The sequence below is a fragment of the Citrobacter sp. BIDMC107 genome (assembly GCF_001037575.1).
GTDB classification, from domain to species: domain Bacteria; phylum Pseudomonadota; class Gammaproteobacteria; order Enterobacterales; family Enterobacteriaceae; genus Citrobacter; species Citrobacter freundii.
The window spans coordinates 3,176,977-3,198,810 of sequence record NZ_KQ089848.1 but is presented as its reverse complement, the minus strand read 5'-3'; the positions used below and the strand labels follow the sequence as shown (position 1 = coordinate 3,198,810).

At 47.6% G+C, this 21,834-nt stretch carries 17 protein-coding genes; 7 read left to right on the top strand and 10 right to left on the bottom strand.

Annotated features, from left to right (window positions below):
• Positions 1-34 precede the first annotated feature (34 nt).
• From SK39_RS14935 to SK39_RS14920, 4 genes are all read right to left on the bottom strand, one after another.
• On the bottom strand, positions 35-571 hold the full coding sequence (locus SK39_RS14935; protein WP_048217147.1) for a DUF4339 domain-containing protein: 537 nt from the start codon (positions 569-571) through the stop codon (positions 35-37).
• A gap of 25 nt (positions 572-596) precedes the next feature.
• The gene (locus SK39_RS14930) at positions 597-1,307 is read right to left on the bottom strand and encodes a DeoR family transcriptional regulator (protein ID WP_048217146.1); all 711 of its coding nucleotides are present in this window, start codon (positions 1,305-1,307) and stop codon (positions 597-599) included.
• Positions 1,308-1,515: 208 nt separating this feature from the next.
• Positions 1,516-2,340, bottom strand: coding sequence for a DUF932 domain-containing protein (locus SK39_RS14925; RefSeq protein ID WP_048217145.1), 825 nt, complete (start codon positions 2,338-2,340; stop codon positions 1,516-1,518).
• A gap of 94 nt (positions 2,341-2,434) precedes the next feature.
• Positions 2,435-3,298 carry a GTPase family protein gene (locus SK39_RS14920; protein WP_048217144.1) on the bottom strand — a complete coding sequence of 288 codons (864 nt, stop codon included), beginning with the start codon at positions 3,296-3,298 and terminating at the stop codon, positions 2,435-2,437.
• 260 nt (positions 3,299-3,558) lie between these two features.
• Here SK39_RS14920 and SK39_RS14915 point away from each other — a divergent pair, with 260 nt between their 5' ends.
• The 6 genes from SK39_RS14915 (at position 3,559) to SK39_RS14890 (ending at position 14,192) form a co-directional block, all read left to right on the top strand.
• Entirely contained in the window at positions 3,559-5,115 is a 1,557-nt protein-coding gene (locus SK39_RS14915) for a type I restriction-modification system subunit M (RefSeq protein ID WP_048217143.1), read from the top strand.
• Positions 5,112-6,359, top strand: coding sequence for a restriction endonuclease subunit S (locus tag SK39_RS14910; RefSeq protein ID WP_048217142.1), 1,248 nt, complete (start codon positions 5,112-5,114; stop codon positions 6,357-6,359). The genes SK39_RS14915 and SK39_RS14910 overlap by 4 nt, the downstream gene beginning before the upstream one ends.
• A 1-nt stretch (position 6,360) precedes the next feature.
• The gene (locus SK39_RS14905; RefSeq protein ID WP_048217141.1) at positions 6,361-7,671 is read left to right on the top strand and encodes an AAA family ATPase; all 1,311 of its coding nucleotides are present in this window, start codon (positions 6,361-6,363) and stop codon (positions 7,669-7,671) included.
• Complete coding sequence (locus tag SK39_RS14900; protein ID WP_048217140.1) at positions 7,664-10,777, top strand: HsdR family type I site-specific deoxyribonuclease; 3,114 nt, start codon at positions 7,664-7,666, stop codon at positions 10,775-10,777. Before SK39_RS14905 ends, SK39_RS14900 begins: the two co-directional genes overlap by 8 nt.
• A gap of 189 nt (positions 10,778-10,966) precedes the next feature.
• A complete protein-coding gene (locus SK39_RS14895) occupies positions 10,967-12,307 on the top strand; it encodes a DUF262 domain-containing protein (RefSeq protein ID WP_048217139.1) in 1,341 nt (446 codons plus the stop codon).
• Positions 12,294-14,192 carry a GmrSD restriction endonuclease domain-containing protein gene (locus SK39_RS14890; RefSeq protein WP_048217138.1) on the top strand — a complete coding sequence of 633 codons (1,899 nt, stop codon included), beginning with the start codon at positions 12,294-12,296 and terminating at the stop codon, positions 14,190-14,192. Before SK39_RS14895 ends, SK39_RS14890 begins: the two co-directional genes overlap by 14 nt.
• Positions 14,193-14,529: 337 nt before the next feature.
• Here SK39_RS14890 and SK39_RS14885 read toward each other — a convergent pair whose 3' ends face one another.
• Complete coding sequence (locus SK39_RS14885) at positions 14,530-15,033, bottom strand: hypothetical protein (protein ID WP_048217137.1); 504 nt, start codon at positions 15,031-15,033, stop codon at positions 14,530-14,532.
• Between the two features lie 59 nt (positions 15,034-15,092).
• Positions 15,093-16,204 (bottom strand): IS3 family transposase gene (locus tag SK39_RS26865; RefSeq protein ID WP_129622533.1). Its coding sequence is split into 2 segments (ribosomal slippage): positions 15,093-15,943 and positions 15,943-16,204, totalling 1,113 coding nucleotides; the frame shifts between segments, so codons are not numbered across the junction.
• Between the two features lie 299 nt (positions 16,205-16,503).
• On the opposite strand from SK39_RS26865, the gene SK39_RS14870 reads away from it, so the two are divergent.
• Positions 16,504-18,045, top strand: a complete 1,542-nt coding sequence (locus SK39_RS14870) for a glycosyltransferase family 9 protein (RefSeq protein ID WP_231593819.1) — start codon at positions 16,504-16,506, stop codon at positions 18,043-18,045.
• Here the strand turns inward: SK39_RS14870 and SK39_RS14865 are convergent.
• The 4 genes from SK39_RS14865 to SK39_RS14850 are packed head-to-tail and all read right to left on the bottom strand — an operon-like array spanning position 18,000 to position 21,800.
• The gene (locus SK39_RS14865) at positions 18,000-18,791 is read right to left on the bottom strand and encodes a glycosyltransferase family 32 protein (RefSeq protein WP_048217133.1); all 792 of its coding nucleotides are present in this window, start codon (positions 18,789-18,791) and stop codon (positions 18,000-18,002) included. The two genes, SK39_RS14870 and SK39_RS14865, sit on opposite strands and share 46 nt — an antisense overlap.
• Positions 18,788-19,918 carry a hypothetical protein gene (locus SK39_RS14860; RefSeq protein WP_048217132.1) on the bottom strand — a complete coding sequence of 377 codons (1,131 nt, stop codon included), beginning with the start codon at positions 19,916-19,918 and terminating at the stop codon, positions 18,788-18,790. The genes SK39_RS14865 and SK39_RS14860 overlap by 4 nt, the downstream gene beginning before the upstream one ends.
• An 11-nt stretch (positions 19,919-19,929) precedes the next feature.
• A complete protein-coding gene (locus SK39_RS14855; protein WP_048217131.1) occupies positions 19,930-20,775 on the bottom strand; it encodes a histidinol-phosphatase in 846 nt (281 codons plus the stop codon).
• Positions 20,772-21,800 (bottom strand): radical SAM family protein, encoded by a 1,029-nt coding sequence (locus tag SK39_RS14850; protein WP_048217130.1) that lies wholly within the window; start codon positions 21,798-21,800, stop codon positions 20,772-20,774. Before SK39_RS14850 ends, SK39_RS14855 begins: the two co-directional genes overlap by 4 nt.
• Positions 21,801-21,834: the final 34 nt, after the last annotated feature.

Genomic DNA, 21,834 nt, shown 5'->3' with positions numbered 1-21,834 from the left:
GTCCTTAACAGAGAAAGTATCAGGTAGCGGTGATTCAGGCCCATACAGTCAGTGCCAGCATCACAAGCCATACCCAGAAGTAAGCCGGTTTCTGACCGAGGTTTTTCGCCCGCCGCCACAGATAGAACGGCACCAGCCAGGCCAGTTTGCCGAACGTGGTGGTGTCCACTCCGGCCTTACGAAGGCGTCGTTCATCGAGATACCCCAGAGCGATATTGAGCAGCAGCGTGATAAACCAGTACTGCCCACCCGAGACGGCATCATATGCCTCGTCAAATGACATCCCGCTCAATCCTGCAGTCCACAACTCCAGCGCGTAGCCAATGAAGGGAGCAAATGCCAGCGTCCACACAACGCCACCCGGAATGCGGTTCCCCGGCAGCGCTGGCGGTGTGGTGCTCCGGAGCAGCGCCGAAGAAAGCGGAGTAGCGGAGACCGGCTGCCACCCTGCCATTCCCTGTCGCCACACCAGAGTGGATGCAGTCAGTTCACCGCGCATAATCAGGCTGGTGATGTCGTCTTCAGTCACATTGTCGTGACGTATGCCATTTTTCTCGTAATGCCAGGTCATTGTTTTTCCTTCTTAACAGAGATTATTAAATCAGTGTGTTGCCCGACTCCTCCTCAGAGGCCCCAGGAGACAGGACTTCGTGGATACAGCTGAAGTGCGGAAGAGCCCGGATAAAGCCCGCCTGTGTGGTTAACTGGCTGAGACGTTTTCGCGGGGTGAACGTGGTGTTGAGGACTGTCACCGCATGGATGGTTGCCAGAGGATGCACGGTGATATACCCGTTAAGTTCACCAGTGAGGTACCAGCAGCCGTCGAGTGATATCAGGCGGTATGGGGCCAGCCCGTCACAGCGCTGTCCCTCTGCCAGCAGCAGTACCCGCTTGCAGGCGGTAATGGCACTGACAAGACGGTAGAACACCAGTGAGATAGAGGGTGATATAGTCTGTGGCGGCTGCCACACCAGGCACGGCATCCCTCCTGCAGTGAGCAGCATGCCCGCCAGACGCCGGTCCAGCCCCGGAAAAATATCGGCCAGTCCGGCCCGGTGCGCGAAGGTCAGCGCATCGAGCTCGCCCTGTACGCCCCCACCGGTGCTGCGCAGGCGGCATTGCCCCCGTCGATACTCAAGGTCGAGGTACATTAGCCGTTCACGAAAATCCCGTCGCAGAGTACGGACTGACACACCAAACTCTGCAGCCAGCCGCGTCATGCTCAGCGTTTCACCGGCAACCAAGCGGCTGATTATCAGTGACAGCCTGACAGCCAGCCGGTCATGACGGCGCTCTGCCTGTGTCATCTTGAATCTCCGTAATAGTTAACTGACTGAATATGAAATGATTCTAAAGAGGGGGGCGGACAGGGTATGGACATGGAATGAACTATTTTTTATCTGCCTCCGGAAGCAGGCCCGACGCGGCACACCGTGAAATGCGGTGTTAAAACACTCAATCCAATGAGAGGGAAACGGACAGGGAGTGTCCTTTGTTAACATGGTGATAACAATCTCAGGACTGAAACCCACTCAGCATAGCTTCCGCCATCACCCAGAGAGCCCGATTGAGCTTCACATCTCCGTCGATACCACGCACGGCGCGGGTAAGTGTTCGCCCGCCCTTTGCACTCCGGCCACTGAGTCCACCCTTAATCAGGTTCTCCTGAATACGCTGGTATGTGGTCCACAGATCATTGCTCTCATCCTGCCAACGGCGTGGGAAGAGTATCTGAGGTGCTTTCACCGGGTGGTGGTCCTCACCAAAACGGTACGTCAGTGCAGCCTGTGCCAGAGCCTGTTGTGCAGGTGGCGGCAGCATCAGCGACTGCATGGCATCCCGCTTCTCTTCCACACGGTCAAAAATTCCCAGCACTTCATACGCCCCTTCAATCACCTGACTCACCACATCCCCTTTGTGCGGCACCCGCACCTCGCCAAACGACTCACAGCAGATGAGTCCGTTCTGGCATACCGCACGAAATAATCCCGGCAGCATCTGATACGAGCTGGAGCCGTCGTGAGAATTGAGCAGAATAATTTCCGGGACCTGCTTGCCGGTAATTTGCCCCTCCCTACGCAGGCGCAGCATGTGCTTTGTATGCTCGCGACGCCCAGGGTCACGGACACGGGTCTGGCAGGCAAAGAAAGGCTGAAAGCCTTCACGCTGCAGATTTTCAAGAACAGTAATGGTTGGTATCCAGGTATACCGTGCGCTGCGTGACGCATGCTTCTCCTCGCTGAAGACACTGGGCACCACACGAAACAGCTCTTCGTGGGTTAACGGACGGTCACGACGGATAAGATTTGCTGCGCCAAAGCGCGAAGCCAGACGGGTCATAAGCAGACTCCTCATGATGGAAAATTAAATACAAAAAGCCCCGCCGCAAAATCGCGGCAGGGCTCAGGAAACTACGGGTTAGAAGGGTTAATGTTCAGAAGAAGAAATTCCAGACTGCACGGGCGACTGATACCACGATGTCGCGCACAGACTGGATGACTGCCCGAACCTGGGCCGGTATCAGGGGCATGGAACTTACTGTATCCAGTACCGAGCCGACCGTTTCACCAAAATCGTCACAGGCTTTTTTATTAATGGCATCGGTACGAAGTGGCGCACTGAGTTGTACTGCCACCTGACTGCTGGCCTGGCGTGGCAGGCAACGAATCATCCGTTCAGCCATCACCCTCAGCCCCCACTGCAAACGTACCGACACCGCACAGACAGGGTTTACAGGTTGGAACAGCTCATGCAGCAGACAGATTTTGCGGCTGATATTTTGTTTCTGCTCTGTAGACAGCTTTTCACCACCGCAGGCGGGTTCAACCTTGTCGGACTGGCTGATAACAAACAGCACCTTATACCGGTATGCCTCGCCAATCACCTTGTGATAAAAGTGCTCATCCACTGCCAGCGCCCGGTCATCAGCCTTGATCAACCACAGTACCAAGTCGAGGCGAGGAAGCTGTTCACGGTAAAGAGCAGCATATTCGGTATCACGTGCGCCACTTTCCCCGACTCCAGGCAAATCCATCAGTGTCATAAACCGCCCTCCAACCTGAAAACGAAAACTCAGTGGTTCACGGGTACAGGCTGCTACATCGCTGACCGGCGATACCTCACCGGCAAACAGGGCATTACATAATGACGATTTTCCCGCCCCGGTTTTGCCCATAATGCCGATCATTGGTTCATAACTGGTTAACTGGCTTACCTGGTGCAAAATGCGTTCAGAAACCCATTGCGGCAAGCCAGAGAGTGAGTTCTGCAGCGGCTGCAGGCCTTCAGAATTGTTCATTACTACTCCTATGAAAAATAAAACAAAAACGGCAGAACCGTGAGGTTCTGCCGTTAATCGGGTATGTTCAGAAGAATGATATATATCCGAAGATTTTTTTAATGCACACAGGTGTGGGAATTGGTAGAACCTTTCAGAGCCCGCGAAGCCGCTTACCGGAAAAAGGCATTATCTAACTTGATTATAGATACAGTCGATAAGAACAAATTGCGATAAAATCGCATCAATAGCCGTAATCAAAAATTAATAACAGGATAAAAATGACTAGTCTTCAACAACGTGCAGAGCTACATCGTCAAATCTGGGCAATTGCCAACGATGTCCGTGGGTCGGTCGATGGTTGGGATTTCAAACAATACGTCCTTGGTGCGCTCTTCTATCGCTTTATCAGTGAAAATTTTTCCAGCTACATTGAGGCCGGTGATGATAGCGTCCACTATGCTGCACTGGATGACAGTATCATTACCGATGACATTAAAGACGATGCCATCAAAACCAAAGGCTATTTCATTTACCCAAGCCAGCTTTTCTGCAATGTTGCCGCTAAAGCGAATACCAACGACAGGTTGAACGCCGATTTAAACAGCATCTTCGTCGCCATTGAAAGCTCAGCATACGGTTATCCGTCTGAAGCAGACATCAAAGGTCTGTTTGCCGATTTCGATACCACCAGCAACCGCTTAGGTAACACCGTCAAAGATAAAAACACCCGCCTTGCCGCCGTGCTAAAAGGCGTTGAAGAGTTAAAGCTCGGTGACTTTAACGACCATCAGATAGATCTTTTCGGTGACGCGTATGAATTCCTGATTTCTAACTATGCTGCTAATGCCGGTAAGTCAGGTGGCGAATTCTTCACGCCACAGCACGTTTCAAAACTGATTGCCCAACTGGCAATGCATGGTCAGAGCCACGTCAACAAAATCTACGACCCGGCGGCAGGTTCCGGCTCGCTGCTGTTACAGGCGAAAAAACATTTCGATAATCACATCATCGAAGAAGGCTTCTTTGGTCAGGAGATTAACCATACGACCTTTAACCTTGCGCGTATGAACATGTTCCTGCACAACATCAACTACGACAAATTTAACATCAAGCTGGGAAATACACTGACTGAGCCGCATTTTAGCGATGAGAAACCCTTTGATGCGATTGTCTCCAACCCGCCTTATTCAGTGAAATGGATTGGTAGTGATGATCCGACACTGATTAACGATGAACGTTTTGCTCCGGCAGGTATGCTGGCTCCGAAATCCAAAGCTGACTTTGCCTTTGTGCTGCATGCATTGAACTATCTCTCTGCGAAAGGACGCGCGGCGATTGTCTGCTTCCCAGGGATTTTCTACCGTGGCGGTGCAGAGCAAAAAATCCGGCAGTATTTGGTCGATAACAATTATGTTGAGACGGTGATTTCACTCGCGCCTAACCTGTTCTTCGGCACCACTATAGCCGTTAACATTCTGGTGTTGTCGAAACACAAAACAGATACCAGAGTTCAATTTATTGATGCCAGCGGGTTGTTTAAAAAAGAAACTAATAACAACATCCTCACCGATAAACATATCAAACAGATTATGCAGGCCTTTGAAAGCAAGGCTGACACCGACCATTTGGCGAAATCTGTGCCGTTTGAGTCTGTTGCCGCCAATGACTATAACCTGTCAGTCAGTAGTTATGTCGAAGCCTTTGATACCCGTGAAATCGTCAATATCACGGAACTAAATGCCGAATTGAAAAATACCGTCAGCAAAATCGATCAGTTACGCAAGGATATTGATTCAATTGTGGCTCAAATCGAAGGTAGTGAGGTGCAGGCATGAGTGAGCTGAATTATCTTGAAAAGCTGCTAGATGGGGCTGAGGTTCAGTGGAGGACGCTAGATGGTGTTGGCCAGTTTCTTCGCGGCAAGAGGTTCGTCAAATCAGACCTTATTTCGGAAGGTGTTCCATGCATCCACTATGGAGAAATGTACACACATTATGGAATATCGGCAGAAGAAACCAAGTCATTCCTAGACGAAGGGGTCGCCGAAAAATTACGTGTTGCTAATCATGGAGACGTAATTATTGTCGCTGCAGGCGAAACAATTGAGGATATTGGAAACGGTACTGCATGGCTTGGAAAAAATGATGTGGTCTTTCACGATGCATGCTTTTCATTCAAAAGCGAATTAAATTCAAAGTATGTATCTTACTTCCTGAGAACGAAATTATTTAAAGAGCAAATAAAAAGAGGCGTTTCATCCGGCAAAATTTCATCAATTAATGCAAAAGGTCTTGGGAGGGCTGAGATCCCAATTCCATGCCCGGATAACCTAGAAAAATCCCTTGCTATCCAGTCTGAAATAGTCCGGATTTTGGATAAATTTTCTGCCCTTACCGCTGAGCTTACCGCTGAGCTTACCGTACGTAAAAAACAGTATGCCTACTATCGCGACCAGTTGCTGAGTTTTGACGAGGGTGAGATTGAATGGAAGATGTTGGAAGAAGTATCTGACATTTATGATTCTCTGCATCAAACCCCCCAATATGCTGAGAATGGCTTGAGCATGATACGCGTTACAGACATAAAGAATGGATATGTTGATTTAAGTAAGACATTGAAAGTCAATAATGAAGTATTTGCAACATTTACAAAAAAATACTCTCCACAAAAAAATGACTTAGTAATGTCAAGAGTTGGCTCATATGGGAATGTGGGCATTATCCCTTTAGATAATTCAGCCTGCATGGGCCAAAATACGGTAGTCATTCACCCCCGAATAAATAGCAGTTACCTTTTTTACATACTGTCCTCCAATATTGGGCAAAATTTTATTGAAAGAAATGTCGGTGGTGGGAGTCAAAAAACGCTAAGTCTGAAATCTATAAAAGCAATACCGATTCCACTTGTAAGTGAAAAAGAACAATTCAGGATTGCTTCTATTTTGGGTAAATTCGACACGTTAACTAACTCGATCAGCGAAGGCCTTCCACGCGAAATCGAGCTACGCCAGAAGCAGTATGAATATTATCGCGATTTACTGTTCACTTTCCCAAAATTAAATGTACAGGTAGAAGTTTGAGATGAGCCAGACACTAACGGAAATAGCCCAAGAGCTAATTGATGCCAATAAAAAAGTGCAACTAATATATGCTTTTAATGGCACAGGAAAAACGCGTTTATCACGTGAGTTCAAGCAGCTTGTTGCCCCTAAAAACATTGATGATCAGGATGGTGCTGAGGCTGAACCTTCTCGAAGTAAAATTCTTTATTACAGTGCTTTTACCGAAGATTTATTTTATTGGGATAACGATTTAAATGCTGACGCTGATCCCAAACTAAAAATCCAACCTAATACATTTACTGGGTGGTTAATTACATTACTACAAGAATTGGGAGAGGATGGTAATATCATTACCAATTTTCAGCGTTATACGAGTAGTAAAGCCACGCCGACATTTAATCCGGAATATGAAAGTAACAGCAAGGATCATAATAACAATGATATTACTGTCACTATCCCAGCTTATTCCGAGGTTACTTTTCAAGTAACTAAAAGTAATCCTACAACACCTGAAATCCCAGGTGAAATAACGGAAGATGCTCTAACTACAGTTCAGGGACAATACGAAAAGATAAAAATATCTAAAGGTGAAGAGAGCAATTTTGTTTGGAGCATTATATATACTTTATTGGAGCAGGTAGTATCCACTCTAAACGAAACTGATGCCACCAACCGTATAACAAATGAATTTGATAAGTTGGAGTATGTATTTATTGATGACCCTGTTAGCTCTTTGGATGACAGTCATCTAATTGAGTTAGCCGTCAACTTGGCAGATTTAATAAAGTCGAGCAAGTCCGATCTTAAATTTATCATTACAACACACAACCCATTGTTTTATAATGTCCTGTATAATGAATTAGGTAACAAAGCTTACGAAAAACAAGCTGATGGGACGTACAACCTAACTTATAACGCAAACAAAGCATTTAAGAAATATCGCCTAGAAAAGCAGGCAGATGGCCTGTATCAGATATTAGGGCAAGGAACCGACTCACCGTTTTCTTACCACCTATATCTTTTATCTGAAATTCAAAGTGCAATAAAAAATAACCAAATTAGAAAATATCATTTTAGTTTTATACGGAATGTACTGGAAAAGATGGCAACTTTTCTGGGTTATAATTATTGGCCTGCGTTATTACCTAAAACAGCTGATGGTAAGCCGGACTCCTTTGCCAACAGAATACTCAACTTATCAAGTCATTCGGCTCATGCGGGTGAAGAAACTGCGGTCGTTGAGGATATAGACAAGGAGAAATTGGAAGCGCTAGTTAACTTTTTGACTCAAACTTATGGTTTCAGAAAGCAGGAAGCAATAAATGACTGAATATAATACTATTGCTGAATCCAACAACTTTATCGTCCTCGATAAATACTCCAAAGCACAGGAAACTGGCGACAGCTATCAGAGTGAAGCAGACCTGGAGCGTGAAGTAATTCAGGATCTTCGCAATCAGGGCTATGAATTCCTTTCCATTAAATCACAGACCGCGATGCTGACCAATGTGCGGGAACGGCTTCAAAGCCTCAATGGTGTGTTATTCAACGAAAGCGAGTGGCGACGCTTCAGTGAGCAGTATCTGGACAGTCCTAGCGACAGCCCCCTCGATAAGACTCGCAAAATTCATATCGACTATGTCTGCGACTTCACGTTCGATGATGGGCAGCTGGAAAATATCTACCTGATCGATAAAAAGAATCTCATGCGTAATAAAGTGCAGGTGATCAAACAGTTCGAGCAAGCCGGGACTCATGCCAATCGCTACGATATCACCATCCTGGTCAATGGTCTGCCACTGGTTCAAATTGAGCTGAAAAAACGCGGCATAGCTATACGTGAAGCCTTTAACCAGATACACCGTTACAGCAAGGAAAGCTTTAACGGTGACAACTCACTGTTTAAATACCTGCAACTGTTTGTCATTTCCAACGGCACCGATACCCGCTACTTTGCCAATACCACAAAGCGGGATAAGAACAGTTTCGACTTCACCATGAACTGGGCGAAGTCCGATAACACGCTGATTAAAGATCTAAAGGACTTTACTGCCACTTTTTTCCAGAAGCGCACTTTGCTCAATGTATTGTTTGACTACAGCGTGTTTGACAGCAGCCAGACGCTGCTGGTGATGCGCCCATATCAGATTGCCGCCACCGAACGGATTTTATGGAAAATTAACAGCTCCTATAAAGCCAGAAACTGGTCAACCCCAGAAAGTGGCGGTTTTATCTGGCACACCACCGGCTCAGGTAAAACCCTGACCAGCTTTAAAGCCGCACGTCTGGCGACCGAACTGGACTTCATTGATAAAGTCTTCTTTGTGGTCGACCGTAAAGACCTCGATTTCCAGACCATGAAGGAGTATCAGCGCTTCTCCCCGGACAGTGTTAATGGTTCTGACAATACTGCAGGCCTCAAAAGGAATCTGGACAAAGACGATAACAAAATTATCGTCACCACCATTCAGAAGCTGAATAACCTGATGAAAGCGGAAGCTGACTTACCGGTCTATCAGCAGCAGGTCGTCTTCATTTTCGATGAGTGCCACCGCAGCCAGTTCGGTGAGGCCCAGAAGAATCTGAAGAAGAAATTCAAACGCTTCTATCAGTTTGGCTTCACCGGTACCCCCATTTTCCCACAAAACGCATTAGGCGCAGAAACCACCGCCAGCGTGTTTGGCCGCGAACTGCATTCTTACGTAATTACGGATGCAATTCGTGATGAGAAGGTGCTGAAGTTCAAGGTGGATTATAACGATGTCCGCCCGCAGTTTAAGGCGCTTGAAAATGAAACTGACGACAAGAAACTCACGGCAGCTGAAAACAATCAGGCGTTTTTACATCCGCGCCGTATTGAGGAAATTACCCGCTATATTCTTGCCAATTACCGTCAGAAAACCCATCGTACTTTCCCTGGGGCGAGAGGGTTCAATGCCATGTTTGCGGTCAGCAGTGTGGATGCGGCTAAAGCCTATTATGAAACCTTTAAGCAGTTACAGCAGGGGCCAGACAATCATACTGACGCCCGTAAGCCACTTAGGGTAGCAACTATCTATTCATTCGCAGCGAACGAAGAACAGAATGCGGTCGGCGACATTACCGATGAAAGTTTCGATGTCAGTGCCATGAACAGCAGCGCCAAAGAATTTCTTGATGCGGCGATTGACGACTATAACCGTCATTTCAAAACCAATTTCAGTACCGACAGCAATGGCTTCCAGAACTATTATCGTGATTTAGCGCAGCGAGTGAAGAATCAGGATATTGACCTGTTAATTGTCGTGGGCATGTTCTTAACCGGCTTCGATGCCCCAACTCTGAATACCCTGTTTGTGGATAAGAATCTGCGCTATCACGGCCTGATGCAGGCATTCTCACGTACCAACCGCATTTATGATGCCACCAAAACCTTCGGCAATATCGTGACCTTCCGTAATCTGGAACACGCGACGATTGACGCTATCACGCTGTTTGGTGATAAAAATACCAAAAACGTGGTGCTGGAAAAGAGCTACGCAGAGTACATGGAAGGCTTTAACGATATCGTCACCGGTGAAGCGAAACGTGGTTTTATGACTGTAGTCTCAGAGCTGGAGCACCGGTTCCCAGACCCGGCGAATATTGACAGCGAGAAAGAGAGAAAATCCTTCGTGAAGCTGTTTGGTGAGTATCTGAGAGCCGAAAACATTCTGCAAAATTATGATGAATTTGCCACGCTAAAAGCGCTCCAGAAGATCGATACCAGCAACGTGGAGGCACTCGAAGCCTTCAAGGCCGAGCATTATCTCGATGATGAGAAGCTCGCTGAATTACAGACCATTCGCCTTCCTGCCGAACGCAAGCTTCAGGACTACCGTTCAGCCTACAATGACATCCGCGACTGGCAACGACGCGAAAAGGCAGCGAATGATAAAGATAACTCAACCACCGACTGGGATGATGTGGTGTTTGAGGTGGATTTGTTGAAGTCTCAGGAGATTAACCTGGATTATATCCTCGGTCTGATATTCGAGCATAACAAACAGAACAAGAGCAAAGACGGGCTGACTGAAGAAGTCAGACGTCTTATCCGCTCAAGCCTGGGCAACCGAGCAAAAGAAGGGCTAGTCATTGATTTTATTCAGCAGACGAACCTGGATGAACTGCCAGATAAGGCCGGGATTATTGATGCGTTCTTCGCTTTTGCTCAGCGCGAGCAGCAGCGTGAGGCAGACGCATTGATAAAAGAAGAAAACCTGAATGAAGAGGCTGCCAAACGCTATATCCGTACGTCACTGAAACGCGAGTATGCCACTGAAAATGGCACTGAGCTAAACGAGACGTTACCAAAACTCAGCCCATTAAATCCTCAATATAAAACGAAAAAGCAGTCCGTTTTCCAGAAAATCGTCGTATTCATTGAGAAATTTAAAGGAGTGGGTGGGCAGATTTAAGCGTGGGTGTTTGAAGGATATTGGCACTGATAACCTGTCTGTGAGCGCAGAACTTCGGACATGGATCCACCTATCACAATAAGGAAATGAGTTAATGACCTTCTGCGATAAACTAAAAATACATCTGGAAAACAGCCAGCAAAACCAACCTCAACTGGCAGTTATGATTGTTGAGCAGGCATTGTAGTCATGGGAACTGTATCCTATCAGGTAAAAAAAACCGGGATGCTGCTAGAGCAGCGCCTCACTATTCCGTCATACCAGCGCCCCTACAAATGGCAACAAAAACACGTCAATCAACTAATTGATGATGTATTAATCCACCAAAATAAACAGAGCTATCGCCTTGGGACTGTGGTGTTGCATCGGGATAAGTTAAATCTCGCTTATGAAGGTGAGCTCGATATCGTTGATGGTCAGCAGCGCCTTCTGACCTTAACCTTGCTTTGCTCAGTGCTCGATCAGAGTGGTGAGTTTTCAACGCCTCTGTTGGAACAATCTTTTGCTTCAAGGACTAGCATCAATAACCTTGAGCACAATGCCAAAGTCATTGAGAACCGCCTTGTGGGACTAAATGATAACGAGCGCAAATCACTACTTCACTTCGTGTGTAACAAGTGTGAACTGATCGAAGTGACGCTCGATGATTTAAGCGAAGCCTTTCAGTTTTTCGACTCACAAAATGCCAGGGGCAAGGTCCTCGCGCCCCATGACTTGCTAAAAGCATACCATTTGCGCGAAATGATGGATGCCACAGAGCAAGCGGAACGACTACATCACGTTAGCCTGTGGGAGCAGGGTGTCAGTCCGGATGATGAATCCGCTAACCTTCACCTCATTATGGGCGAGTATTTGTTCCGCCTGCGCCGATGGCTGGATGGCGATTATGGCGTTCAGTTCAGCCGCCACAATCTTGAGGTGTTCAAAGGCGTCAACCTCTCCACCTCTGATTACCACTATCTGCAGTCTCTGCTCGCCCTGGATTTTGCAGTTGAGCACTACAATAACGACCCTATCAGGAAGTGGGACAAGCAGAAAAAACCTTATCCGTTTCAGGTTAATCAGTTAATAATTAACGGAAAGCGCTTTTTTGAGTATATCCAGCACTACAAATCCCTGCATCACACCCTATTTGAAGGTGACAACGCGCTGCTTGGCAATTTCTTAAAAAAACATACCCGCTACGCTGGCAGTTCACGCAAAGGGGATATGTATATTAAAAATCTCTTTATGTGTGCAGTGATGGCCTATTACGATAAGTTTGGCGATAAAGAATTAATTCAAGCCGCAACAATCTGTTTTTGTTGGAGTTACTACTTGCGCTTGCAATATCAAAAAATCGGCATGGACAGTGTTGATGGCTATGCGCGTGAGCCCCGAGGACTATTGAGAGTGCTCGATAAAGCGATCCACCCACAACAAGTCCTACGCTTTCAGCCAACGCGTTGTATAAACATTCGTTTTCAAAATGCCAAACCCGTAGAAGATTCAATCGCTCAGATGCAGGGAGAAGTACATGCCACTGAGTAACGATTTAGCCTTGCTGACCATCGAACAGTTATTCAGCGCTGATAGCCATTATGTTATCCCTATTTATCAGCGTAACTACGCCTGGGGCGCGCAGGAGATTGAACAGCTTATTCGGGACATTGCCGATGCTGCTGAAGCCCTTAAAAATGCAGAGCAACAGGAAGACCCGAAATACTATCTGGGCAGCTTGGTGGTATATGTCCGAGATGGCGCTGATAGCGCACACCAAGGCGTAATAGTCTATGAAACGATTGATGGGCAGCAAAGGTACACAACGCTGTCGATTTTGCTCGCATACTTAAAAAAAGTTGCTTGCTGCAGCGAACAAGATTTATCCCCGCTTCACCTAAATCTCGACTTTGACAGCCGTCCTAAATCAGCCCGAACGCTACATAACCTGTTTCAACAGGCTCAGAGCAATGATCCTGAAGAACCCTCAATCCGAGCGGCGTTTACTATTATTGAACGCTACTTTGAGAAAGAGAACATAGACACCAACAACTTTTGCCGATATCTACTCCAGCGCGTCACTATTTTGCGGGTTCCGGTGCCAACAGAGACTGATCTCAACCACTACTTTGAGATCATGAATAACCGAGGTGAACAGCTAGAAAAACACGAAGTGTTGAAAGCGAATTTGATGTCAGTTTACAACGGTGAAACTGCCGCAAGAAACGGCTTTTCTGCCATATGGGATGCCTGTGCTGACATGAATCGATATGTGCAATTGGGCTTTAGCTCAGAGGCTCGCAAAGCATTATTTGGTGAGCAGTGGCTTGGATTCCCGGCGAGTTTTGAGGTGATAAAATGCGCGATAGAAACTAATCGTGATACAGACGAAAAGTTGACTATACGGGATATTATCGAAAGACGACGCTTTCATCACACTGATGACAACGATGAAAAAGCAAAAGAGCAGCGTTTTGATTCGATTATCGATTTCTCCAACTTCCTACTTCATGTGCTAAAAGTGACAGTGGATAATGCCGTGTCTTTGGACGATAAAAAGCTACTTCAGGCATTTGAAATCATAAAAAATGACCGAAAAAAAATCACCCAGTTTGCTTTTAACTTGCTGAAGTTTAGAGTCTTGTTTGACCGCTATATCATTAAGCGCGATCAGGCTGAGAAATGGAGCCTGCTGACACTTGAGTACTATGCCAGAGACAGGAATTCGAGCTTTAGCTACAACAACTCTTTCGATCAAGATGAACTGTCTGGTGTAAATAAACAACTAGCGATGATCTTGTCGATGTTCCATGTCTCCCACCCTGCCTATGTTTACAAGCGATGGCTCAATCGCTCGCTGGCCATTTTGAATACTCTGGCTTTGGATCAACTGAACGTTGACGGAGCGGCTTACCTCAGAGAGCTTGAGCAACTCAGCCATGAGTTTTTGGCTGAGATTTGTGGTGAAAAGGAGCAATTCGATTCAGAAGCTCTGCACCGCGGTACCAGCGTACAGAACTTTGTGTTTAATCTGCTCGACTATCGTTTGTGGCGTGATCTTACTACGGGCCAGTCATTCGATGGTAAAGGGCTTAATAATCCAGATATTAAGAGACACTTTGATGGCTTCCAGTTTTCGCCGAGCCGAACATCGGTTGAGCACTACTTTCCTCAAACCGATCCCTCTGGCGCAAACAAAATGGGGGATGATGTCCATCGTTTCGGTAACCTCTGCCTGATCTCACCAAGCAGCAACTCGAGACTTAGTAATTATTCGCCAGCAGACAAGAAAAAATTCTACGTCGAAACAGAGCGAGCAGAGAGCTTAAAACAAGCAATCATGATGAGCTATGAGGAATGGGGACCGGAGGGGCAAGGCTTTAAAAACATAGCAAGCCATGAATACGCGATGCTGATATTGCTCAGAGGACATTGAGATATGCTCCTACCAACCGGGAAATAACGCGGGAAACTGTATTTAATTATATCAAGTGTGATAACAATAGCTGGCAGTCTCAGCCCTGGATAATTTGAAAACCAGAAACTCTCTTAGGGCTGTGTCCACTTTACGTGCGCAGGATCAGTATGTTAAATAATCAAATTAGACGCCATGGCTCCAATGATTTATGGGAGTCTGTAAATTTTGATAACCTCATGCACCTTGTGCCATAAACTGACGTTGATCACAACAGTCTGTGTTAACCAATGAGGAGCAACGTAGTCCATCCAATGGTAACCTGACTTAGATGGTGTAGAGGACTTTCATCTTATCTTCAACTTAATCCAGTTGCCCAGAAATTAAACAAGGCAATCTCTTTATCAGTTGGAAAAGAATGAGGCACGACTTTTCCTGTGATGTTACTTGGGAGCACCCCTGCTTTAAGAGTTGCATAGTCTAGGGATTTCACACAACCAGCTGAATTCTTACCAAAATTAGCAATTTTTCGATCGGTGAGCTCTTCCATAACACTGCAAGTTGAACCGTTTGATATAGTTCCTACAATTAACTTTTCCATGATCAAATATCTACCACTAACACTTATGCCATGAACCTTGGCTAGTGTACTTATAAGATTGGAAAAATTAAGATTCACAGCAGTGAAATAAATAGCAGCTTCATATTCGTTCGGACCATAGTTAAGCACTGTACATTCCTTAAGTACCCAGTCCTTATGTCCTTTCACCTCATACACAATTCGGGACCCGCCTTTAGCGATTATCGGCCCCTGCAGAAAAGCGTAGTCGGCATCTGCAGATCTGTTTCTTGGTAGGGTCATAACAACTCCTGTTCTTAGCTGGATTTCGTTGAGTAAATGGAATTGTAAATAGACCCGTTTTAGATCCATGCATTTTTTGAGATCCCGGCCAAATGATTGTGTTGCCGATATTCCTCCGGCGTCATATTGTTCAGTGATTCATGAGGGCGTTCGCAGTTATATTCTGACACCCATCTTTCCGTGATTTCCCGCACTTCATTCAGCGTTCTGAACAGATAAAAATCGAGTATTTCTGTACGGTATGTTCGGTTAAAGCGCTCAATAAAAGCGTTCTGCGTCGGCTTACCCGGCTGGATAAACTCCAGTTTTACTGCATGTTTCTCTGCCCATTCAGCCAGTGCCAGTGAGATAAATTCCGGACCGTTATCCATACGTAGCATGACCGGATAGCCGCGATTGGCCGCAATCCTGTCGAGTACACGGACCACGCGCAGAGCTGGCAGATTCAGATCGATTTCAATCGACAACGCCTCACGGTTAAAGTCATCAACGACATTGAACGTGCGAAAACGACGGCCACAGACCAGGGCATCATGCATAAAATCGACAGACCAGCTCTGGTTCAGTGTTTCCGGCGTGGCCAGTGGCGAAGGATTACGCACCGGCAACCGCTGTTTGCCCTTTCGGCGAAAATTCAGCTTCAGCAGACAATAAATACGATGGATCCTTTTGTGATTCCACGGGTGTCCCTGCCGCCGCAACACCTGGAAAAGTTTTGGAAAACCGTATCGTGGGTATCGCTCTGCCACTGCCTGTAACGCGACAATAACGGGTTCGTCACGCGTGGGATCCGGGCGGTAATGGTAAACCGTTCTGCTCAGGTTCAGACTCCGGCAGGCCTGACGGATACTGAGTCCGAATGTCGTTATCAGATGAGTGACCAGCTCACGCTTAAAGGCTGGTTTTAAAGCTTTTTTTCGATAACGTCTTTCAGCGCTCGGTTCTCAAGGCTCAGGTCGGCAAACATCTGTTTGAGACGTCGGTTCTCGTCCTCAAGATCTTTGATCTTTCTAATATCAGAAGCCTCCATGCCGCCGTATCTGGACTTCCAGTTGTAGTAGGTGGCTTCAGAAATACCGGCCTCCCGGCAGACATCTTTAACAGTTCGTCCGGTTTCAACCGACTTAATCACAGCGATAATCTGATGCTCAGTAAAACGGGCTTTACGCATAGCGATCTCCTTCGTTGGCAGATTGATTATGCCGGATGATCTCTAAATGTGAATGGCACGATTATGCGGGCTACTTACAGAATGCCCTCCACCACTATAACGTATCTCTTCTGTGATATTCAGGGAAGGTTACATCCGGCAGTAGTTCCTGTGACGCGATGAACTCCATGTAAAACACGAAAAAAACGAACGAGAGATAATAGTGATGCAATGTGATGTTAATTCACGATTAGAATACGCCACATCACCCTGAAAAAACCGTGTGGCCGGGATCGGCCCTCTGAGCAAAGGACTGACTGGTGAGCACATTTTTAAGTTTAAAGATTTTACGCAAAGCAGTTTCCAGGCTGATATTTCGCCTGCTGGCGGACAAACCTCTGCCCACGAACCCCCCCGGCGAAAAACTGCATATTCTTCTGCTTCGCTGGGATGCAAAATTGGGCGACTCCATCGTATCTTCTTTCTTTTTTCGCGAATCACGTAAGCTCAATGCCCGATTGACTGTACTTACGGTTAACGAGTTAGCTGAAATGCATACCAACACCTTCGGTGTGGATGAGGTCATCGTTACGAATCCGCATCCAGGGCTTGGTGAACTACGCAGATTGGTGAACCAACTAAGTAATGTCGATGTCGTTGTTCATCTGGTTGGACGACTGCAACCTGCCGAAATCGTTTTTATGCGGTTACTCCGCCCGGCGAGTATCTATTCCCTTGATGATTCACTGCGCTGTGTGAATCGTAAAATGGGATTTGCTGCAAACTCGCTCAATATCGTGGAGCAGTACAAATATATTCTGCAGGATCTGGGCGCGAAAGTGATCGACACCCAGTACATTGTTCCGTTGCCTGCCGAGCTCCCGCCTGCGGCACTTTCCCCCCAAATACTTTTTAATCCTTATGCCAGCCGAAGAGACAAGGGGCTATCCCCTTCCCGGGCAACCGCAGCTCTACAAGCTATCACCGACGAGTTTCCCGGCCATTCCGTGGGAATTCTTTGCAGCCCTTCAACGCTGTACAGCGCACAGCATCTGGAAAACGCAGTTTCACGCGATAATGTGGCAGTCTTGCACGACGGGCTAACCCCCGAAAAGGTTGCAGGCTATATTCGCCGCGCGCTGGTAGTTGTTAGTGTGGATACAGCCATTGTGCATATGGCTGTTGGCCTGAAAGCTAAGCTGGTGGCGATCTACCCGTTGATTGCAGGTCAACACAACCCATGGTTGCCGCCTCGCTCACCTTTTACACAAGTGATCTACAGCGAGCAACAGCCAGACACACTCCGTCGTACGGGCAAAAAAAATATGGATACTTTTTCGCTAACGTCATTAATGAACGCATTGCAGACTCTCTTAACACTGCCAGCAGAAGCGAAAAACAGCATGTCGCTTAACGCCAGAATCATCCCTGGGCTAGGGGTAGCGACGGGCACGCTGGCGCGACAACTGCCCTTAATCTGTGAAAAATTTCCTGAAGTTTCAGGCTGTTATGCCGGGACGATCAACCTTGAATTCAGCGTTCCTGTCGCAGTCGTGCGGCCCGATCACCGTACCGCACCGCTGGCCTGGACTCCCAGTGGACGCACCACCGAGATATTCGATCTACTGCGCATTGAACTTGAATTCAGCCATTTAACTGAACGAATCCCCGCATGGCTGTATATTGCCCACAGCTCGCCACACCGCCGGACGCCGACCATTCACGAAGCAATCGCGCCGCGCATTAACCTCAATGGCGCCACGCACTGTCGACTCCACTTACCCGCTGAGGCTATCGTACTGGGCGAAAGCGGTACTCAGGCAACGGAAGCTATCAATTTGTCACTTCCATCAACCCAGTAATCCGCATTCGCCTCAATATGCAAAAACAGTTTTGCCAGCAGCGAGCCACCCGCCAGGAATTCAGCCACGGTTTCTCTCCGGGCTTCGGTACGCCGGAAATAGGTGTTGTAAAGTTTGAGAATGGCCACGTCGTTAATCAAAAATGCCCCGACGGCAATATCGGTGCGACGCATCACCTCGCAACCAGCAAAGTTGTAAAGAGGACGGTATCCGGGATCGATGACCTCCCCGCCAATCGGGATGGCAGCATCGGCAGCCTGGGCAATGATATTTTTGATTCTCCCAGGATTACCCCAAGCGTGATTCTCGCTCTCAAGCCCTATAGCTAAGGCTTGCGCAAGTATGGGGTTTCCCGGCAGGGACGCGAAAATACACTCGCTATGCCAGTGCAATTTATCGCTCAGCCCTGTCGGAAATAACTCAACACTCGGATCTCTAAACAGCAACGTATCCGCATCCAACCATGCCCCGCCCCAGCGATGTACAAACGCCATGCGAATGAAATCGCTCTTCGCCACAATAGCTTCAATGCCGTTCGCCAGCGTAAAGCTCAGCGGTTCAAAAGCCCAAGCTTTATTCATGATGTCAGCATCGATGTGCTCGCTTACCGTTCGCGGCGTAAGCAGAAGAAAACGATCGCCCAGAGCTCTGCGCATAGAAACCAGTGCCAGGGCAACATAAGCCGGCATAGTCTGACCCGGTGCGTTTTCCCAGTAACTGACGTAATGGGTAGTGTCGGACGTCATTTCACCAGCACCTTACCTTTCGCACACAACAGCCCATTTTGCATCAGATATGTTCTGAGCATCACCAGTGATGGCGCGCATGCAGGCTGAGCCAAAAACTCATTATTTAACGCTGATTTATACAGATTAAGCCAGGTCAGCACCGGCACATTTGGCAGGAAAGCCGGTAAACTATCCCGGTTGTCTTCGCCAAATAACAGACGCAACGCACGCAGAATGGGCTGATAGCCCGGAGCAGAGAGCAGTTGCGCGACGTTTTCATCCAAATGCTGCTTTACGCTCACGCTGTTCAGCCGATCCTCCACCGACGCATCAGTTAATGCCACCCGGGGATCTAGCGCCACTGGGTAAATGGCACGAAATGATCGGGCGCCGTTACACAGCGATTCATACAACACTTTGTCCGCCGTTGCCCCAGTCACCAGCACGTCATCTCCGAAAATGACATGCACGCCGCTCCAGCGGTAAAAATTCTCCGCTGGAATCACATGATCCTGCACAAGATTGACCCGATCGCGCTCGGCCTGGCTGAGGCTGGCATAATTTTCACACGGAGGCGCAATCCTGGGCAGTTTAACGTTGATAATGGTGGGCAATCCTTTATGCGCCAACGTGAGATTAATATCCTCAACCACGATATCGTAGAGCACATTGGCCGTGGAAGGCACATTACGCCAGCCCGTGGTCATCATCACAACACTCTCTCCCTCCTCTTTGGCCTTGTAAAACAACCCTGACCATGAAGAGGTGGTGTCATCCAGTTCTGTGGCAAGATAGTCGATAACGCACCGTGCCAGATAGCGTATCTCGCTCACTCCGCCATATTTCGCACGGCTATAAATGCCCGCCAATGTTGTCGCGTCAGCACCGGTGCGCATATCGCAAAATGATCCGGTCACATTCGGCGTCAGATAATGCAGCGCCTTACCACCAAAAATAGCGACGTAATCGGACATGTCGATTAAACCGCGCGCCAGCAAATCGGTCGCAAACGCGCGAAAACCGGATTTAACATCCTGCGCATGGATCTGTGCACTGGCCTGGCGAAACATTGCCAACTGGGTTGAGAGCGGTTCGTTGTGCAACGTGTTCCACGCAAGTGAATGCGGGGTTTTTAGTCCAGTCATGGTGAAGCTCCTTAGCGAGACGCTGGCACAGTGTGAAATTGAAGGTCATCCAACAGAACATCAATGCGTTGACGCTGCTGATAATAGCTGATGGATTGAAGCCCTAATGGCCTGAGTGCCTCCACCAACTCGGCGATCCCCGCTCCGGCATCACGAGGATCATGCGCATCAGATCCAATGGTCAATGGAACATTGTTCCTCAGTAATTTCTCCAGCAAAATGCGGGAAGGATAGGACCATCTCCCTGCAATTTCTTTACCCGTCGTAGGATCAAGGCTGGATTTTCGCAGGCCCGAAGCATTCAGTTCATATGCAATACCGCTGCGTACGAGCGGCGCAATCAACGGTTCAAAGCGACGCAAAAACACATCCTCTGGGATTGCGCGCAGTAGCGTGTCAGCGTGCCCAACCGCATCAAACAACCGGCTTTCCAGCAACGCTTCAAGCTGAGCAAAGTACTTGTCCAGAAAGGAGTCTGCCGCTAACCGGGGCAGTTCCCAGACCTTCACCATCGGCTCATCGGCAACAGTGACGTAGTGAATTGAACCGATGACAAAATCCATTGGATAGCGGGCAAGTAATTGCCGGTTATAACGCTCAGTACCCGGCATATAATCGAGTTCTAGACCGCGTAGCAGCGTGATCTCTTCTTTATAGGCCTGCTGCGCCTTATCAATATCGGTGAAATAGCTCTCCAGTTCCGATTCCAGTAAACGGTTCTGCGCATCCACCGGGAACGGAGCATGATCAGTGATGGTGAGTACCGTCACCCCCGCAGCAATCGAGGCACAAACAAGTTCGTCGATGGTACCTACAGCATGTTTCGAGTAGAACGAGTGGCAGTGCGAATCAATCATGCTGCCTTCCATTGTTCAAGCAACCCGGAATGCTTCCCCATCTCTTTGACCAGCCAGTAAGGATTATTGGCGGTCGCGATGATCGCGCGAAGCTGCGGGGTGTCTTCCAGCCGCGCCAGCAGTTCGGTTAACGGCTGGGTATATAACGCGCGCAACAAGGGATTATCCCGCACATGGCTCGCCAGATGTTGCCAGTCGATCGCATCAGAATGGATATTTGCAACACGCTCGGTCTCAATACCGTACAGAAACACATCGCCGTTGGGTTTAATTGTCACATCCATGCCATTGGGCTGGGGTGCACGGTTCAGGCTGCCAAAGGTAAAAGGTTTATCCACTTTGGACTCAATCGCGGCAATATATCCCTGTAAGTCCAGATAACCCTCCGGCGTATCTCTTGCCGGATGAACCAGATTTTTGTAGTCGATGTTAAACGTGTCCGCACCTATTAATAATTTGTCTTCCAGTACGCTGACTGGCTTTATGCTGGCGTTAATTCCCCATGAGGCCAGTTCACTCACCAGATATTCGCGAGTAAAGGCCCGATCGATATCAATTGAGCGAAATGAAAAACTGAGCGATGACGGTTTTTTGCGCTGAACATAATCCAGGCTAAATCCATGTGCCCGCCATTTTACTTTTTCAATATGGTGGCTATCTGAACTCAGGCGAATATTACAGGTATCACCATTGGCGGAGACAAGACGATTAATCTCATCAAAGATCTTTTCCATCTTCTCATGGCGAAAAAAACCACTGGTAATAAACTCAAAGCTGTTGCCCCCTCGGGACAACGCCAGTAAGTCATAAAAGGTATGAATGTTATTGAGCGGTTCACCTTCGCCACTCACGGAAATACGCTTTACAGATGGATCATTAATGAGCGCCGACAGGTTGTCACGTGCCTGCGTTGACAGCACCATACTCTTACCCGTTACGTGCTTATCCGCATACATGCAGAACGCACAGCCGATGCCGCAGATCTGGGTGATATCCACATAAAGCAAATGACCATGTAAATCCATATATAATATTCCGTCATATTTTTGAAAAAAATTC

Excerpts from the sequence above, each read along its gene's own strand:
- SK39_RS14905 (WP_048217141.1), top strand. The coding sequence starts at position 6,361 with ATGAGCCAGACACTAACGGAAATAGCCCAAGAGCTAATTGATGCCAAT.
- SK39_RS14930 (WP_048217146.1), bottom strand. The coding sequence starts at position 1,307 with ATGACACAGGCAGAGCGCCGTCATGACCGGCTGGCTGTCAGGCTGTCA.
- SK39_RS14855 (WP_048217131.1), bottom strand. The coding sequence starts at position 20,775 with ATGATTGATTCGCACTGCCACTCGTTCTACTCGAAACATGCTGTAGGT.
- SK39_RS14925 (WP_048217145.1), bottom strand. The coding sequence starts at position 2,340 with ATGACCCGTCTGGCTTCGCGCTTTGGCGCAGCAAATCTTATCCGTCGT.
- SK39_RS14915 (WP_048217143.1), top strand. The coding sequence starts at position 3,559 with ATGACTAGTCTTCAACAACGTGCAGAGCTACATCGTCAAATCTGGGCA.
- SK39_RS14895 (WP_048217139.1), top strand. The coding sequence starts at position 10,967 with ATGGGAACTGTATCCTATCAGGTAAAAAAAACCGGGATGCTGCTAGAG.
- SK39_RS14890 (WP_048217138.1), top strand. The coding sequence starts at position 12,294 with ATGCCACTGAGTAACGATTTAGCCTTGCTGACCATCGAACAGTTATTC.
- SK39_RS14850 (WP_048217130.1), bottom strand. The coding sequence starts at position 21,800 with ATGGATTTACATGGTCATTTGCTTTATGTGGATATCACCCAGATCTGC.
- SK39_RS14865 (WP_048217133.1), bottom strand. The coding sequence starts at position 18,791 with ATGACGTCCGACACTACCCATTACGTCAGTTACTGGGAAAACGCACCG.
- SK39_RS14900 (WP_048217140.1), top strand. The coding sequence starts at position 7,664 with ATGACTGAATATAATACTATTGCTGAATCCAACAACTTTATCGTCCTC.
- SK39_RS14885 (WP_048217137.1), bottom strand. The coding sequence starts at position 15,033 with ATGACCCTACCAAGAAACAGATCTGCAGATGCCGACTACGCTTTTCTG.
- SK39_RS14860 (WP_048217132.1), bottom strand. The coding sequence starts at position 19,918 with ATGACTGGACTAAAAACCCCGCATTCACTTGCGTGGAACACGTTGCAC.
- SK39_RS14910 (WP_048217142.1), top strand. The coding sequence starts at position 5,112 with ATGAGTGAGCTGAATTATCTTGAAAAGCTGCTAGATGGGGCTGAGGTT.
- SK39_RS14935 (WP_048217147.1), bottom strand. The coding sequence starts at position 571 with ATGACCTGGCATTACGAGAAAAATGGCATACGTCACGACAATGTGACT.
- SK39_RS14920 (WP_048217144.1), bottom strand. The coding sequence starts at position 3,298 with ATGAACAATTCTGAAGGCCTGCAGCCGCTGCAGAACTCACTCTCTGGC.